This window comes from Pseudomonas sp. P110(2024), assembly GCF_057480795.1.
In genome coordinates, this window is record NZ_JBLIYT010000005.1 from 319310 (window position 1) to 338447 (window position 19138).

A 19138-nucleotide genomic window follows, 5' to 3' on the forward strand; every position below is an offset into this window, starting at 1 on the left:
GATCAGGTTCACCGCCAGCAGCGAGTGGCCACCGAGTTCGAAGAAGTGGTCATGGCGACCAACCTGCTCGACCTTGAGCACCTCGGCCCAGATCGCGGCCAACGCGGTTTCGATCTCACCTTGCGGCGCCTCGAAGGCACGGCTGACCAGCGCCTCGCTGCCCGGCTGCGGCAAGGCGCGGCGGTCAAGCTTGCCGTTGGCGGTCAGCGGCAGCGCATCCAGCTGTACATAGGCCGACGGCAACATGTAGTCCGGCAGTTGGCCTTGCAGTTGCTGGTGCAGTTCGGCAATTGCCTGATGGCCAGTGAAATAGGCCACCAGGCGCTTATCGCCCGGCGCGTCCTCCCGCACGATCACGGCGGCATCGCGAACCCCCGGACACTCGCCCAGACGCGCCTCGATCTCGCCCAGTTCGATACGGAAGCCACGCAGCTTGACCTGCTGGTCGGCACGGCCCAGGTAACGCAGGGTACCGTCGGCCTGCCAACTCACCAGGTCGCCGCTGCGGTACATCGTGCCGCCGTTGAACGGATCAGGCAGGAAGCGCTCAGCCGTCAGTTCCGGCTGGCCCAGGTAGCCCAGGGCCACGCCGTCACCGGCGATATACAACTCGCCCACCGCCCCCACTGGCAGCAGTTGCTGGCGGGCATCGAGCACATAGCAGTGGCTGTTACCGATCGGCTTGCCAATCGGGATGCTGCCCTCGCCCACCGCGGTGATTTCGTGGGTGGTGCTGAAAGTAGTGGCCTCGGTCGGGCCGTAGCCATTGAGCAGGTGTTGCGGCGCGCCATCGCGCAGTACCCGGGCGATCACCGCCGGGTCCAGCACATCGCCACCGACCATCAGGTAGCGAAGCGCTCGGAACGCTGGCAGCAGGTCGTCGGCGAACTGGTGGAACAGGCCGGCGGTCAGCCACAGCACGGTGACGCCCTGCTCCAGCAGCACTTCGCGCAGGCCCTGGCGCGACAGGACCGTGTCCTGGTCGATCACCACCACCGCGCCGCCGTTGAGCAGTGGCGCCCAGACTTCCAGGGTACTGGCGTCGAACGCCGGGTTGGAGGCGAAGGCCACGCGGTCCTGGCTGTTGAAATCGGCAAAGCCGTTGTTGATCACCAGGCGCACGATGGCCCGGTGCGGCACCTGCACGCCCTTCGGCGTGCCGGTGGAGCCAGAGGTGTACATGATGTACGCCGCGCTGCCGGCGTCCACCGCCAGGCCCAGCGGCGCATCGGTATATCCGCTCAGGTCGAGGCGGTCGAGTTCGACCCGGCGCGCGCCCTCCACTTGCGGCTGGTCGCTGTGGGTCAACAGCAGTCGCGCCTGGCTGTCGGCCACCATGAACGTCTGGCGCTCGGCCGGGGCGTTGCCGTCCAGCGGCACGAACACCGCCGCGCATTTGCTCACCGCCAGCTGGGCCGCCAGCAGGTCGAACGAACGTGGCAGCAGCAAGGCTACCCGGTCACCCGCTTGTACGCCCTGCTCCAGCAGGTACCCGCCCAGCCGGTTGGCCTGCCGGTCGAGCGCCTGGTAGCTCCAGCGCCGCGTGCCATGGGCCACCGCCAGCGTATCCGGGCAGGCCTTGGCCTGCGCCTCGAACAGGGCATGCACGGGCAGGTCGCGGGGATAGTCGCGACGGGTCGCGTTGAACTGCCGCGCCACGCGCTCGCGCTCGGCGTCCGGCAAGGCGTTGATACCGTTCAACGGCGCCGCCGGCGTGTCCGCCAGGGTATCGGCCAACCGCGCCAGGGCCGTCTGCAGCAGCTGGCAGACCAGTGCCCCCTCCACTTGCGGCACCGCCTGCACGGTCAGGATGAAACCGTCACCCAGGTCGTCGACGCTGACCACCAGCGGGTAGTTGCTGCGCTCATGGGCGGCCAGCAGTTCGATGCCCTGCCAAGCCTGTGCGCGCTGCGCCCCGGTCGCCGCGCTGTGGCGGTAGTTGAGCAGGCTGGTGAACAGCGCCTGGGAGGCCGGCACACCGCTGCAACGCTGAGCCAGGGCCAGGGACGCCTGCTCGTGGGCCAGCAGACGCGCCAGACGCTGATGGGTCAGGCGCACGCCGTCGACCACGTCCATCCCGCCCACGCTGACCCTCAATGGCAAGGTGTTGATGAACATGCCCAACGCGCGCTCGGCGCCCTCGCCGCCCTGCAGGCGACCGAGCAGCACGGTGCCGAACACCACTTCCTCGCGGCCGGACAGTTGCGCCAGCACCTGCCCCCAGGCCTGGTGCACCAGGCTGGCGACGCTGATGCCCAGCAACCGTGCCTGCTGACGCAGGCGCAAGGCCAGTGGCTCATCCAGGCGCTCGCGGTGGTCGAGCACGTGGCTGCCGTCGCCCCGCGCCCCGCGCAGGCCGAACACTTCGGTCGGCTCGTCGATATCGCCCAGCAGTTCGCGGAACAGTGCCTCCTGCGCCTGGCTGTCGTCGCGCAGGCGAGCCTGGGCCACATAGTTGCGGTAAGGGACGCTGTCACCCTCGGGCATGCGCCCCAGCAGCGCGTCGCCGACCTCGGCCACCAGCAGCTCCATGGCGGCGTGGTCGAGGAGGATATGGTGCAGCAGCAGGGTCGCCTGCAAGCGGCCCTTTTCCACCTGGCGGCTCAGGTGCATCAATGGTGCGCGGCCCAGGTCCAGGCGCGGGCTGTCCAGTGCCGGCTCAAGGTCCAGGCGCGCCTCGCGCCAGACCACCTGCACCGCTTCGTCGAGCCCCTGCCAGTGCACGCTGGTGCGCAGGATGTCGTGGCGGGCGATGACCTGGTTCAGCGCCGCGACGAAGGCCTCCAGCTCGGTCTGGCCGGCGAAGGCGAAGTTCAGTTGCAGTACGTAGGGGTCGACGTCGGCGCTGGCCAGGTGGTGGTAGAGAATGCCCTGCTGCAACGGCGCCAGGGCGTACAGGTCCTGGATGTTGGCCGCGCCGCCGGGGATTCTCTGCACCAGGCTGTCGAGCGCGGCCTGCTCCACCGTCGCCAACGGCAGCATGTCGGGGCTGATGCGTGTGCAGCCCGCCGGGATACGGTTGGCCGGCACCTCCAGCGTCACCTCGCCGCCCACCGCCGCCGCCAGCGCGGCCAGGCTCGGCTGGCCGAACAGTACCCGCACATCCGCCGCGAGGCCGGCCTGGCGCATGCGCGCGGTCAGGGTCACGGCCAGCAGCGAGTGGCCGCCGAGCTCGAAGAAGTTGTCATGACGACCGACCCGGTCCACGCCCAGCAGTTCGCTCCACAGCTGCGCCAGCAGGGTCTCGACTTCGCCTTGCGGCGCCTCGTAGACCTGCTGCGTGGTTTCCGGCTGTGGCAGCGCCTTGCGGTCGAGCTTGCCGTTGGGGCTCAGCGGCAGCGCCTCGAGGTAGGTGAACGAAGCCGGCACCATGAACTCCGGCAACTGGCCCAGCAGCGCTGCGCGCAGCGTGTCCGGCGCCTGCCGGGCACCGGTGTAGTACGCCACCAGGCGCTGCTCGCGGGCCAGCACCACCGCCTCCTTGACCCCTTCGATACGGGTCAGGCAGGCCTGGATTTCGCCCAGCTCGATGCGCAGGCCGCGGATCTTCACCTGGTCGTCGTTGCGCCCGAGGTACTCCAGGTTGCCATCGGCCAGGTAGCGGGCCAGGTCGCCGGTACGGTACATCCGGCCACCGGTCTTGAGCGAGAACGGATCATCGAGGAAGCGTTCGGCGGTCAGTTGCTCGCGGTTGAGATACCCCCGCGCCACCTGCACGCCACCGATATACAGCTCGCCGGCCACGCCCACCGGTACCGGCTCGCCCTGGGCGTCCAGGACGTACAGCGCGGTATTGGCGATCGGCTTGCCGATCGGCGTGTTGTCCGGTGCCGTCACGCAGTGCCAGGCGGTGACATCCACCGCCGCCTCGGTCGGGCCGTACAGGTTGTGCAGCTCGACCGTCGGCAGCTGTGCGTGGAAACGCCGTACCAGGCTGCCGGGCAAGGCCTCGCCGCTGCACAGCACGCGCTTGAGCTGGTGCGGCAGGACTTGGCCATGGGCGAGGAACACATCGAGCATCGACGGCACGAAGTGCAAGGTGCTGACCTGCTCTTCACGGATAACCTCGCGCAGGTACTCGGGGTCACGATGTCCTCCAGGGCGTGCCATCACCAGACGGGCGCCGGTCTGCAGCGGCCAGAGGAACTCCCACACCGATACGTCGAAGCTGAACGGGGTTTTCTGCAACACCACGTCACCGGCGCCCAGCCGGTAGGCGTCCTGCATCCACAGCAGGCGGTTGACCACCCCGGCGTGCTCGTTCATCACGCCCTTGGGCAGGCCGGTGGAGCCGGAGGTGTAGATCACATAGGCCAGGTGTCGCGGGGTCAGCCCGGGCACCTGTGGGGCCTGCGCCGGCTGCGCCTGCCAGGTTGGCCGGTCGAGGTCGATCAACGTCGCCCGACTCGCCTGCGGCACGTCGCGGGTGGCGCCGTGCACCAAAACCGCCCGCGGCGCGCTGTCATCGAGCATGTGACGGATGCGCTCGGCCGGATAGTCCGGGTCGACCGGGACGTAGGCGCCGCCGGCCTTGAGGATGGCCAGCAAGCCGACCACCATCGACAGGCCGCGTTCGACGCAGATCGCCACGCGATCGTCGGGTTTTAACCCCAGCGCAATCAGGTGATGGGCCAGGCGGTTGGCCTGCTCGTCGAGCTGGCGATAGGTCAGCTCGCCTTCCTCGGACTTCACCGCAATGGCCTGCGGCGTGCGTCGCACCTGGGCCTCGATCATGCCGTGCAGGGTCTGCTCCAGGTCGTACGCCACCGCCGTGTCGTTGAAATCGACCAGCACCTGGCGCCGCGCCTCGGCATTGAGCACCGGCAACCGGTTCAGCGCCTGCTGCGGCTGTTGCTCAAGCGCCAGCAACAGGCCGTCGAGCACCTGCAGCATCTGCGCGCAGACCCGCTGCGCGCCCACCTGGGCCGACACCTGCACGCCCAGGCGCAGGCCATCGCCGAAGTCATCGACGTTCAGGCTCAGCGGGTAGTTGGTGCGCCCTTCGCTGCCCAGGGTCTCGATCCCCTCCCAGGCCTGTGGCTGCGGCGCGGCGCGGGTGCTCTGGCGGTAGTTGAGCATGGCGCTGAACAGCGGCAGCGGCGCGGCCACCTGGCTGCAGCGCTGGGCCAGGGCCAGCGAGGCGTGCTCGTGGACCAGCAGCGCCGACAGCTCGCGGTGGGTGGCCAGCACGCCGTCGCGCACGCCCAACCCGTCCAGCTCGACCCGCAACGGCAGGGTGTTGATGAACATGCCCAGTGCCCGCTCGCTGCCCTCGCCGCCCTGCAGGCGGCCCAGCAACACGGTGCCGAACACCACGCGGCCCTTGCCGCAGGCCACCGCCAGCAGGCGAGCCCAGGCCAGGTGCACCAGGCTTGCGGTGCTCACCCCCAGCTGTCGAGCCTGGTCGCGCAGGCGAGCATAGCGGGCGCCCTCGAACGCTACCTCGGCCTCATCGAGGGCGCGGCCATCGCCTTGCACCTCGCGCAGGCCGAACGGCAGGCTCGGCTCGTCGATATCGCCCAGGCGGTCGCGGAAGAACGCCTCGTGCTCGGCCTCGCTGACGCCAAGGCGCGCCTGGGCCACATAGTTGCGGTACGGTACCGAGGCCGGCAACGGCTCGCTCTGCCCCAGCAGGTAGCTGCGCAGTTCGGCCTGCACCGCCTGCATGGCGATATGGTCGAGCACGATATGGTGGAACTGCAGCACCGCCTCGACCCGCTGGCTGCCCGGCTCGGTGCGGTGCAGCAGGCGGATCAGCGGCGCCTGACCAAGGTCCAGGCGCGCCAGGTGGGCGTCGTCGAGCGGCGCCAATTGCAGCGGCGCCTGGCGCCAGACCACCTGCACCGGTTGCGCCAGACCGTCCCAGAGCACTGCGGTGCGCAGGATGTCATGCCGGGCGATGACCTGCTCCAGGGCCTGGGCGAACGCCTGCAGACGCGCCGGGCTGTCGAAGCGCAGCCGCGCGCGCAGGGCATAGGGATCGGCGCCCACGGCGCTCAAGTGCAGGTAGAGGATGCCCTCCTGCAACGGCGCCAGGGGGTAGATATCCTGGACATTGGCCGCACCACCCGGCACTGCGGCGGCGATACGCTCGATGGCGGCCGGATCCAGGCTCACCAGCGGCAGCATGTCCGGGGTGATCTGGGTGCAGCCCGCCGGGAACCGGTTGGCCGGCACTGTCACCGCGCCACCCTGGCCCAGGGTGGCCGCCAGCGCTGCCACGCTCGGCTGGCCGAACAGGGTGCGTACATCCACCTGCAGGCCGGCCTGTCGCAGGCGCGCGGTCAAGGTTACGGCCAGCAGCGAGTGACCGCCCAGTTCGAAGAAGTTGTCGTGTCGCCCTACCCGCTCCACGCCCAGCAGTTGCGACCAGATCTCGGCCAGCAGCACCTCGGTCTCGCCCTGTGGCGCCTCGTACTGGCGCGCCTGCAGGTCCGGCAACGGCAGCGCCTTGCGGTCGAGCTTGCCGTTGGGGGTCAGCGGCCAGCTGTCGAGGTGGATGAACAGCGCCGGCACCATGTACTCCGGCAACCGCGCCAGCAATGCCTGACGCAGCGCGTCGGTCGACTGCGGCTCGCCACGGTGGTAGGCGACCAGGCGATCACCGCCGTGTGGATGCCGCTGGACCAGCACCAGGGCCTCACGCACGCCGGCCAAGCGGTTCAGGCAGGCCTCGATCTCGCCCGGCTCGATGCGCAGCCCGCGCAGCTTGATCTGGTGGTCGGTGCGACCCAGGAACGTCAGGCTGCCATCGGCTGCCTGGCGTACCAGGTCGCCGCTGCGGTACAGGCGCTCACCCTCGACGAACGGGCTGGCGATGAAGCGTTCGGCCTGTTGCTCCGGCAACCCCAGGTAGCCACGCGCCACCCCGGCGCCGCCGATATGCAGCTGGCCGGCGACGCCCCAGGGTACCGGCTGGTCGTGGGCATCGAGGACGTACAGGCAGGTGTTGTCGATGGGGTGGCCAATCGGCAACGCGCCAAATGGAATCGGTTGTCCGGTTTCCAGGGTCCAGACGCTGCAGTCGACCGTGGTTTCGGTGGGGCCGTAGACGTTGTGCAGGCGCACTTGCGGCAAACGCTGGCGAACCTGCCGGGCCAATGCCTCGGTCAACTCGCCGCCGCCGCAGACGATATCGGTCAGGCTGGCGCAGGCGGCGCTGTCGTCCTGGTCGAGGAACTGCTGCAACAATGCGGGCACGAATTGCACCACGCCGACCTGCTGCTGGCGGATCAGCCCGGCCAGGTACTGCGGGTCGCGCTGGCCATCCGGCTTGGCCAGCACCAGGCGCAGCCCGCTGCACAGCGGCCAGAACAGCTCCCACACCGAGGCGTCGAAGCTCACCGGGGTCTTGTGCAGCACCGCGCCGCCGGCCGGGAACCGGCGCGCACTCCAGTGCACCAGGTTGGCCAGGTTGCGGTGCTCGACCATCACCCCCTTGGGCAGGCCGGTGGAACCAGAGGTGTAGATCACATAGGCCAGGTGCGCGCCGTTAAGCCCGGGCACCCGCGGGTCGCTGTCCGGCTGTCCGGCCCAGCTCGGTTGATCGAGATCGACCTGCGGCAACGCCGCTTCGCCGACCAGCGTCCGCGTGCCTCGTTGCACCAGCAGCACTCGCGGCTGACTGTCGGCGAGCATGTGGCCGATACGATCTGCCGGGTAATCCGGGTCCAGCGGCACATAGGCCCCGCCGGCCTTGAGGATGGCCAGCAGGCCGACCACCAGCGACAGGCCGCGCTCGACACAGATCGCCACCCGGTCGTCAGGCTGCACGCCCAGCGCGATCAGGTGGTGGGCCAGGCGGTTGGCCTCGGCGTTGAGCTGGCGATAGCTCAGTTGTCCTTCCTCCGACTGCACCGCGACCGCCTCGGGATCGCGCGCCACCTGCTGCTCGAACAATGCCTGGACGGGCTGTTCGACATCACCGGCCTGGGCCGTCGCGTTACAGGCCTGCAACAGATGCCCACGCTCATCGTCCGGCAATACCGGGACCGACAGCAGCGCGTGCCGTGGCTGAGCCTCCAGACCTTCGACCATGCCCTGCAGCACGTGCCGCATTTGCCCGCAGATCCGCTGGGCGCCAACGCTTGCCGGGGTCATCGCCACCAGACGGAAGCCTTCCCCCATGTCATCCACGCTCAAGCTCAGTGGATAGTTGCTGCGCTCCTGGCCATCGAGGAACTCGATGCCCTGCCACTGCTGGCGCCGGTCTTCGCTCGCCGCCTGGCCATGGCGGTAGTTGAGCATGGCGCTGAACAGCGGCGCCGGGGCCGGCACGCCACTGCAACGCTGGGCCAGTGCCAGCGACGCGTGCTCATGCACCAGCAAGGCACTGAGGCGCTGCTGGGTCAGGCGTAACGCGTCCTGCAGGTCGAGGCCTGCAAGGTCCAGGCGCAGCGGCAAGGTGTTGATGAACATGCCCAGGGCCCGCTCGGCGCCCTCGCCGGCCTCCAGGCGGCCCAGCAACACGGTGCCGAACACCACACGATCGGTGCCGCTGACGGCAGCCAGCAGGCGGGCGAAGGCCAGGTGGAACAGGCTGGCGGGGCTGATGCCCAGCTGCCGGGCCTGTTGCCGCAGCCGCGCGGCCAGGGTTTCGTCCAGCCACAGCCAGGCTTCCTCGACGGCCTGACCGTCGCCCTGTACATCGCTCAGGCCGTAGGGCAGCGTCGGCTCGTCGATATCGCCCAGTTGCGCACGGAAGAACGCCTCGTGCTCGGCCTGGCTGACGCCCTGGCGCGCCTGGGCCACATAGTTGCGATAAGGCACCGGGGCCTGCACCGGCGCGGCGCTGCCCTGCAAGTAGCTCAGCAACTCAGCGCCGATGATCTCCAGGGCGGTGTGATCGAGGACAATATGGTGGAACTGCAATAGCGCCTCGATGCGCTCGCTGCCGGTAACGCCGCTATACAGCAGGCGGATCAGCGGTGCCCGGGCCAGGTCGAGGCGTTGCAGGTCTTGCCCATCCAGCGGCGCGACCAGCAGCGGCGCCTCGCGCCAGACCACCTGCAACGGTTGCGCCAGACCTTCCCAGAGCACGGCGGTACGCAGCACGTCATGACGGCTGATGGCCTGGCGCAAGGCACTGGCGAACGCCTCCAGGCGTGCCGGGCTGTCGAACGCCATGCGCGACTGCAGCACATAGGGATCGTGCTCCGGCGAGCTGAGGTGGTGGTAAAGGATGCCTTCCTGCAACGGCGCCAGTGGGTAGATGTCCTGCACGTTGGCCGCGCCGCCCGGCACCGTGGCGACGATGCGCTCGATGGCGGCCGGTTCGAGGTCCACCAGTGGCAGCATGTCCGGAGTGATCCGGGTGCAGCCGGCCGGAATCCGGTTGGCCGGCACCTCGACCTGGCGGCCATGGCCCAGGGTCGCCGCCAACGCCGCTACCGTTGGCTGGCCGAACAGGGTACGGACGTCGGCTTGCAGGCCGGCCTGGCGCAGGCGCGCGGTGAGGCTTACCGCCAGCAGCGAGTGGCCGCCGAGTTCGAAGAAGTTGTCGTGGCGACCGACCTGTTCGATGCCCAGGACTTCAGCCCAGATCGCGGCCATCGCCTCCTCGGTCGCGCCGATTGGGGCGACATAGACCTGGCGTGCCACCGCCGAAGGATCAGGGTCCGGCAGCGCCTTGCGGTCCAGCTTGCCGTGGCGGGTCAGCGGCAGCGCGTCCAGGTGCACGAAGGCTTGCGGTATCAAGTGGCCCGGAAGGCGGGTTTGCAGCCCTTGGCGCAGGGTGTCGAGATCGACCACGGCGGTTGCTGTGAACCAGGCCAGCAGGCGTTCGTTGCGCACCAGCACCACGGCATCCGCGATACCCGGCTCAGCCTTCAGCGCGGCTTCGATCTCGCCCAGCTCGACCCGCACGCCACGGATCTTCACCTGGTCGTCATTGCGGCCCTGGTAGTCCAGCGTGCCGTCGGCATTCCAGCGCACCAGATCGCCCGTGCGGTACATCCGGCCGCCGTTGAACGGATCGTCGACAAAGCGCTCGGCGGTCAGTTCAGGACGGTTGAAGTAACCTCGGGCGACCTGCGCACCACCGATGTACAACTCGCCAATCACACCCACCGGTACGGGTTGGCGCTGCTCATCCAACACATAAACGCGGGTGTTGGCGGTCGGCTTGCCGATATGCAGCGCACCGCCCGGTTGCAGTTGCCCCGACGTCGCCACCACGGTGGTTTCGGTCGGGCCATAGTTGTTGACCAGCGCAAAGCCCGGGTCACGGTCGAACTGGCGCAGGCGATCACCGCCGACCAGCAGCGTGCGCAGGGTCGGGTGCTGGCGTTCGCGGCGTAGCGCCTGCTCGGCGACCGGTGTCGGCAGGAAGCTCACGTGCAGCGGCTGCTCCAGCCACCAGTCGAGCAGTTCATCGACATGCTCGCCGCCGATGGACGCCGGCGGCAGGTGCAGCACCGCCCCGGTGCACAGGGCCGGCCAGGCTTCCCAGGCCATGGCGTCGAAGCCGAAGCCGGCGACGCTGGAGGTGTGGCTGCCTGCGCCCAGATCGAAGGCCTGGCAATGCCAGTGGATCAGGTTGGCCAGGGTGCGGTGCTCGACCATCACCCCCTTGGGCTGGCCGGTGGAGCCGGAGGTGTAGATCACATAGGCCAGCTGATTCTCGTCCAGCCCCACAACCACTGGGTTGCTGGCAGGTTGGTCGGCACAGGCATCAGCATCCAGAACAGCCTTGGCCACATCCCCTGCCAACGCTTCGGTGGCCGATTCGACCAGCACCAGCGCCGGCGCACTATCGCTGAGCAGATAGGTAATCCGCTCCGACGGATAACCCGGATCGACCGGCACATACGCCGCGCCGGCCTTGAGCACGGCCAGCATCGCCACCATCCGTTGCGGACCACGTTCCAGGCACAGCGCCACACGGTCGCCCAAGACCACGCCACGCTCGATCAGGTGATGAGCCAGGCGGTTGGCACGCTGGTTGAGCTCGCCGTAGCTCAGACGCAACTCACCCTGTACAACGGCCAATGCTTCAGGCGCTTGGGCCTCGACCAGCGCATGCACGGTCTGCCCTTGCGAATAGGCCTCGGCTGTTGCGTTGAAGTCCTCCAGCACCTGGCGCGAAGCTTCGTCATCCAGCATCGGCAAGGCTTCGACCACTTGCCCCGGGCACTGCTGCAGGGCCTGCACCAATTGGCCGAGAGTATTGACCATCCAGCCGCCGATCTGCGCCGCCGGCAGCCCTTCGGCGGCCAGCACGCTCAAGCTGAAGCCCTCACCCAGGTCGTCGACGCTCAGGGTCAGCGGGTAGTTGCTGCGCTCCTCGCCACCCAGCAGGCGCACGCCCTGCCAGATGCCCTCACCGTCGCGAGCGACACCCTCGGTACTGTGGCGGTAGTTGAGCAAGGCACTGAACAATGGCGCCGAAGCAGCCACGCCGCTGCAACGCTGGGCCAGCGCCAGGGGCGCGTGCTCGTGACCAAGCAGGGCCGACAATCGCTTATGGGTGAGGCGCAGCGCCTGGTCCACCGGCAACGCGGTATCCACCCGCAATGGCAGGGTGTTGATAAACATGCCGAGCGCCCGGTCGGCGCCCTCGCCTGCTTGCAGGCGGCCCATCAGCACGGTGCCGAACACCACGTCACCGCGCCCCGCCAGCACGCCCACCACGCGAGCCCAGGCCAGGTGAACCAGGCTGGCGGCGCTGACGCCGCGCTGCCGCGCTTGCTCACGCAGCCCATGGGCCAGGGTGGCCGGCAGCAGCAGCGCGGCATGTTCGACCTGCCCCCCGTCCCCCTGCACATCGGCCAGGCCATACGGCAGGGTCGGCTCGTCGATATCACCCAGTTGCGCACGGAAGAACGCCTCTTGGCCGGCCTGATCATCGCCCAGGCAAACCTGGGCGACATAATTGCGATACGGCACCGCTGCATGCAGCGTGGTGCCACGTCCGTCCAGCAGCGCCTGCATCTCCTCGCCGACCACGGCCATGGCGGCATGGTCGAGGGTCAGGTGGTGGAACTGCAGCAGGGCTACCCACTCGCCCTGGCGCGGATCCTCGGCATAGACCAGGCGCAGCAAGGGCGCCCGGGTCAGGTCCAGACGCTGCTGACGGGCATCGAAACGGGCATGCAGTTGCTCGATCACCGCCGCTTCGCCCAGTCCGGTGACCTCACTGACTGCCAGCTGGGCCTGGCGCCAGACCACCTGCACCGGCTCGCCCAACCCTTCCCAAACCACCGAGGTGCGCAGGATGTCGTGGCGGTCGATGACCTGTTGCAAGGCCTCGGCCCAGGTACGCAGCCGCTCCAGGCTGTCGAAGGCCAGGCGCGACTGCAGCAGGTACGGGTCGCCCTGCTCGGCGCTAAGGTGGTGGTAGAGAATGCCCGATTGCAACGGCGCCAGCGGGTAGATTTCCTGCACGTTGGCGGCACCACCCGGCACGGTGGCGACGATACGGTCGATGCTGGCCTGGTCCAGGTCGATCAGGCTGAGCATGTCCGGGGTGATCTGCGTCGCACCTTGCGGCACACGGTTCTCAGGCACTGCCACTTCACGCCCCGAACCCACCGCCGCCGCCAACGCGGCCAAGGTCGGCTGGGCGAACAGCACGCGCACGTCGGCATTCAGCCCGGCCTTGCGCATGCGCTCGATCAGGCTCACCGCCAGCAGCGAGTGGCCACCGAGTTCGAAGAAGTGGTCATGGCGACCAACCTGCTCGACCTTGAGCACTTCGGCCCAGATCGCGGCCAGCGCGGTTTCGATCTCACCTTGCGGCGCCTCGAAGGCACGGCTGACCAGCGCCTCACTGCCCGGCTGAGGCAAGGCGCGGCGGTCGAGCTTGCCGTTGGCGGTCAGCGGCAGCGCATCCAGGCGCACATAGGCCGACGGCAACATGTAGTCCGGCAGTTGGCCTTGCAGTTGCTGGTGCAGTTCGGCAATTGCCTGATGGCCAGTGAAATAGGCCACCAGGCGCTTATCGCCCGGCGCGTCCTCCCGCACGATCACGGCGGCATCGCGAACCCCCGGACACTCGCCCAGACGCGCCTCGATCTCGCCCAGTTCGATACGGAAGCCACGCAGCTTGACCTGCTGGTCGGCACGGCCCAGGTAACGCAGGGTACCGTCGGCCTGCCAGCTCACCAGGTCGCCGCTGCGGTACATCGTGCCGCCGTTGAACGGATCGGGCAGGAAGCGCTCAGCCGTCAGTTCCGGCTGGCCTAGGTAGCCCAGGGCCACGCCGTCACCGGCGATATACAACTCGCCCACCGCCCCCACTGGCAGCAGTTGCTGGCGGGCATCGAGCACATAGCAGCGGCTGTTACCGATCGGCTTGCCAATCGGGATGCTGCCCTCGCCCACCGCGGTGATTTCGTGGGTGGTGCTGAAAGTAGTGGCCTCGGTCGGGCCGTAGCCATTGAGCAGGTGTTGCGGCGCGCCATCGCGCAGTACCCGGGCGATCACCGCCGGGTCCAGCACATCGCCACCGACCATCAGGTAGCGAAGCGCTCGGAACGCTGGCAGCAGGTCGTCGGCGAACTGGTGGAACAGGCCGGCGGTCAGCCACAGCACGGTGACGCCCTGCTCCAGCAGCACTTCGCGCAGGCCCTGGCGCGACAGGACCGTGTCCTGGTCGATCACCACCACCGCGCCGCCGTTGAGCAGTGGCGCCCAGACTTCCAGGGTGCTGGCGTCGAACGCCGGGTTGGAGGCGAAGGCCACGCGGTCCTGGCTGTTGAAATCGGCAAAGCCGTTGTTGATCACCAGGCGCACGATGGCCCGGTGCGGCACCTGCACGCCCTTCGGCGTGCCGGTGGAGCCGGAGGTGTACATGATGTACGCCGCACTGCCGGCGTCCACCGCCAGGCCCAACGGCGCATCCGCGTAACCGCTCAGGTCGAGGCGGTCGAGTTCGACCCGGCGCGCGCCCTCCACTTGCGGCTGGTCGCTGTGGGTCAGCACCAGCCGCGCCTGGCTGTCGGCCACCATGAACGCCTGGCGCTCGGCCGGGGCGTTGCCGTCCAGCGGCACGAACACCGCCGCGCATTTGCTCACCGCCAGCTGGGCCGCCAGCAGATCGAACGAACGAGGCAGCAGCAAGGCCACCCGATCGCCAGCCCGCACGCCCTGTTCGAGCAGGAAATAGGCCAGGCGATTGGCCTGGGCCTCGAGCTGGGCGAAGGTCCATCGACGCTGACCCTGGACCACCGCCAGCGCATCCGGCGAATTCACGGCCTGGGCCTCGAACAATCGGTGCACGGCCAGTTCACGCGGATATTCACGCGCCGTGGCGTTGAACTGCCGCAGCACGCGTTCGCGCTCTGCTTCCGGCAGGCGATGGAGGCTGTTCAGCGCGCTCCTCGGCGTCTGTTCCAACGCCGTGACCAGTTGCAACAGCGCCATGCGCAGCAGCTGGCAGACCCGGCCACCGTCCACGGGGGCCACGGCCTGCACCGTCAGTCTGAAGTCATTACCGTAATCGTCGACACTGACCACCAGCGGATAGTTGCTGCGCTCTTGCGCGCTCAGCAGTTCGATCCCGTCCCAAGCTGGCCCCTCGGCCGGTTTACCGGCACTGTGGCGATAGTTCAGCAAGCTGGTGAACAGCGCCTGGGACGCCGGTACGCCACTGCAACGCTGGGCCAGGGCCAGGGACGCCTGTTCGTGCGCCAGCAGGCGCGCCAGGCGCTGATGGGTCAGGCGGACCCCGTCGGCTACGCCCGCAGCCCCCACGCTGACCCTCAGCGGCAAGGTATTGATGAACATGCCCAGCGCCCGGTCGGCGCCCTCGCCGCCCAGCAGGCGGCCAAGCAGCACGGTGCCGAACACCACGTCCTCGCGGCCGGACAACTGCGCCAGCACCTGGCCCCAGGCCTGGTGCACCAGGCTGGCGACGCTGACCCCGAGCGCCCTGGCCTGGCCACGCAGACGAGCCCCCAGTTCCGGCTCCAGCGGCTGGCGGCTTTCACTGACCAGGCCCGTATCGACCTGGGCCTCGCGCAAACCGAACACCTCGGTCGGTTCGTCGATATCGCCCAGCAGCTCGCGGAACAGCGCCTCGTCGGCCTGCGGGTCGGCGCCCAGACGCGCCTGGGCCACGTAGTTGCGGTACGGCACGCTGTCCGGCAGCGCCGTCTGCCCTTGCAGCAAGGTACCGATTTCGGCCACCAGCTGCTCCACGGCAGTGTGGTCGAGGAGGATATGGTGCAGCAGCAGGGTCGCCTCCAGGTGACCGGCCTGGACCTGGCTGCTCAGGCGCAACAGTGGCGCCTGCCCCAGGTCGAGCCGCAGTGTCTCCAGCGCCGGGCTCGGCACCAGCGGCGCCTCGCGCCAGACCACCTGCACCGCCTCGTCCAGGCCCTGCCAGTGCAGGCTGGTGCGCAGGATATCGTGGCGGGCGATGACCTGGTTCAGCGCCGCAACGAACGCGTCCAGCTCGGCCTGACCGGCAAAGGCGAAACGCGCCTGCACCACGTAGGGGTCGGCGCCTTCGCTGGCCAGGTGATGGTAGAGAATGCCCTGCTGCAACGGCGCCAGGCCGTAGATGTCCTGGACATTTTCCACGCCGCCGGGGATATGGCGCACCAGCGCATCGATGGCGTCCTGGTCGAGGCTGGCCAGGGGCAGCATGTCCGGAGTGATCCGCGTGCAATCGACGGGGATGCGGTTGGCCGGCACGGCGACAGTCGCCCGAGCACCCACCGACGCCGCCAGCGCCGCCAGTGTGGGCTGGCTGAACAGCACCCGCACATCGGCTTGCAGCGCCTGCTGGCGCATGCGTTCGACCAAACGCACCGCCAGCAGCGAATGGCCGCCCAATTCAAAGAAGTTGTCGTCACGCCCCACCGCCTCGACACCGAGCAGATCCGTCCAGATCGCCGCCAGGGCGGTCTCGACCGGCCCCTCGGGAGCCTGGTACTGCCGCATCGGTGCTTCGGGCGCCGGCAGGGCCTTGCGGTCGACCTTGCCATTGGGCGTCAACGGCATGGCCTCGAGGTGAATGAACAGCGCCGGCACCATGTACTCGGGCAATTGGCCCAGCAGATGCTCACGCAGGTCTTGCGCGACCTGGGCCTGACCGCTGTGGTAGGCCACCAGGCGTGGGCCGCTGTGCGGATGCTCGTGAACCAGCACCAGCGCCTCGCGCACGCCAGGCAGGCGGTTCAGGCAGGCCTCGATCTCGCCCGGTTCGATGCGCAGGCCGCGCAGCTTGATCTGGTGGTCGTTACGGCCAAGGAACGCAAGGCTCCCGTCCGCGCGCTGACGCACCAGGTCACCGCTGCGGTACAGGCGCTCACCCTTGACGAACGGACTGTCGATAAAGCGCTCGGCCTGCTGCCCTGCCAGGCCCAGATAGCCCCGCGCCACCCCCGCGCCACTGATGTGCAGGTGCCCGGCCACGCCCCACGGCAGTGGCTGGTCGGCGTCGTCCAGGACGTACAGACGGGTATTGTCGATGGGCCGGCCGATCGGCAGTGCGCCGTGGGGCACAGGTTGTCCTGGCTCCAGGGTGAAGACAGTGCAGTCGACCGTGGTTTCGGTGGGTCCGTAAACGTTGTGCAGGCGCACCTGAGGCAAGCGCTCGCGCACCTGGCGTGCCAGGGATTCGGTCAGCTCACCGCCACCGCAGACGATATCGGTCAGGCTGGCGCACTGCGCGCTGCGCGTCTGCTCGACGAACTGCTGCAACAGCGCCGGCACGAACTGCACCACGCTGACCTGCCGTTCAATGATCTCCCGTGCGACATAATCCGCGTCGCGCTGGCCGTCCGGTCGCGCCAGCACCAGACGCAACCCGCTGCCCAGCGGCCAGAACAGCTCCCACACCGAGGCGTCGAAACTGATCGGCGTCTTGTGCAGCAGCGCGCCGTCGGCGCGGGTCGGGCACAGCCCCGCGGCCCAGCGCACCAGGTTGACCACGCTGCGGTGCTCGACCATCACCCCCTTTGGCATGCCGGTGGAGCCAGAGGTGTAGATCACATAGGCCAGGTGCCGTGGGGTGAGCCCGGTCACCCGTGGGCAGGTGGCCGGCAAGGCTTCCCAGGTCGGCTGGTCGAGGTCGATCCGTGGCACCGCCACCTCGCCCGGTACCTCGCGGGTAGCGCTGTGGACCAGCACCGCCAATGGCGCGCTGTCTTCGAGCATATGACGGATACGCCCGGCCGGGTAACCCGGGTCGAGCGGCACGTAGGCGCCACCGGCCTTGAGGATGGCCAGCAGGCCAACCACCATCGAAACGCTGCGTTCGACGCAAATCGCCACCCGGTCGTCGGGCTTGACCCCGAGTTCGATCAGATGGTGGGCCAGGCGGTTGGCCTGCTCGTCGAGTTGCCGATAGCTCAGTCGCTCGCCATCGGTCTCCACCGCGACGGCGTCGGGGCGCAGCTGCGCCTGGTGTTCGAACAGGGCGTGCAGCGGCAGGTCCAGGTCATGGTCGACCGCCGTGTCATTGCAGTCCACCAGCAGGTGATGGCGTTCCTTGACGGTCAGCACCGGCAGGTCCAGCAATGGCCGCTCGGGCTGCTGTTCGAGCGCTTCCACCACCCCTTCAAATACCTGCCGCAACTGCCCACACAAGCGCTCTGCGCCCCACTCGGCAAGGGCTTGGACCGTCAGGCGCAGGTCCTCGCCGAGGTCGTCGACGGCCAGGTTCAAGGGGTAGTTGGTGCGCTCCTCGGCCCCCACCACATCGATGCCCGGCGCCACCGCGATCACCTCGGCCGCATCGCCCGCCGCACTGTGGCGGTAGTTGAGCATGCTGTTGAACAGCGGCGTCGGCGCCACCACGCCGCTGCAGCGCTGGGCCAGGGCCAGGGGCGCCTGCTCATGGCCGAGCAACGCCGTCAGTTGTCGATGGGTGACCAACAGCGCCTCACGCACACCCTGCCCGCACAGGTCGACGCGCAGTGGCAAGGTGTTGATGAACATGCCCAGGGCCTGTTCAGCGCCTTCACCCGCCGCCATACGCCCGAGCAGCACACTGCCGAACACCACCGACTCGCGTCCGGACAGCGCCCCAAGCAGGCGCGCCAGCCCTAGGTGCATGATGCTCGCCGGGCTCACGCCGAGCAGCCGGGCCTGGGCCCGCAGGCGCTGGCTAAGGCTGGAAGCCAGGGTCAGCCTGGCTTCCTCCATGGCCTGGCCGGCCACCTCCTGGATACCGAAGGCCAGGGTCGGCTCGTCGATATCGGCGAGCATGGCGCCGAAGAAGGCCTCATGGGCCTGTTCATCCTGGGCCTGCCGACTTCTGGCCAGCAGGTCGCGGAACGGCACCGGGGCCGGCAGTCGCTCACCTTCACCCGCCAGGTAAGCCTGGATCTCGCGGCGCACGATATCCAGCCCGGTGTGATCCATGACGGTGTGATGGAACAGCAGCAAGGCCAGTACCTCGCCGTCGCGGGCCTGGGCATGCACCAGGCGCAGTAGCGGCGCCTGGCCCAGATCCATGCGGTAGTGATGAGTGTCGAAACGCGCCCGCAACTGGCACCCTACATCCTCGTCGCCGTTCAGCTCGACGGCCTCGCAGACCAGCGGCGCCTTGCGCCACACCACCTGCAGCGGCTGGTCGAGGTATTCCCAGGCCAGCGCCGTGCGCAGGATGTCATGGCGCTGGATCACCCAGTCGAGGGCCTCGGCGAACGCCTGCAGGCGCTCGGGGCTGGCGAAGCGCAGTTGGGCCTGCAGCACATAGGGGTCGCCATCGGCCGCCGTGAGGTGGTGGTAGAGCATGCCCTCCTGCAGCGGCGCCAGCGGGTAGATATCCTGCAGGTTGGCCGCGCCGCCGGGCACAGTGGCAACAATGCGGTCGATGGCCGCCTGGTCGAGACCAGCCAGGGGCAGCATCTCGGGCGTGATGCGCAACGCCGGGCTCAACCATCCATGATCCAGGCCGGCAAGCATCTGCAAGAGCGCCGGCTTGTGGGCCGCCAACGCGTCCCACAGGGCGTCATCGAGCGTGTCTTCATCGCCTTCGACGATCAGGTCGGCCTCCTCGCGCTGGAGTCGGATCGCACGGGTGGAGAGCGCTGCCATGAGTTCGCTGAAGAGCATTGGTAAGCATCCTGCTTTAGCCAGTCGGAAATGCTCGGAACGCTAATGGATCGTGGGGAGGCGGGCTGACATGGGAAGGGGGGACAATACGGCGCCCTGGGTGTCCGGCCGGCGATGCGCGCCGCCA

General features: G+C 68.6%; 1 protein-coding gene (only partly in view). It reads right to left on the reverse strand.

Annotated features, from left to right (window positions below; genetic code table 11):
• A protein-coding gene (locus tag AC25ND_RS10485; protein WP_486976291.1) for a non-ribosomal peptide synthase/polyketide synthase crosses the window boundary here: on the reverse strand, nucleotides 1-19011 show its 5' portion. Its footprint begins 6444 nt before the window's first position; only the first 19011 of its 25455 coding nucleotides appear in the window; the start codon lies at nucleotides 19009-19011; its stop codon lies off the left edge, out of view.
• Nucleotides 19012-19138: the final 127 nt, after the last annotated feature.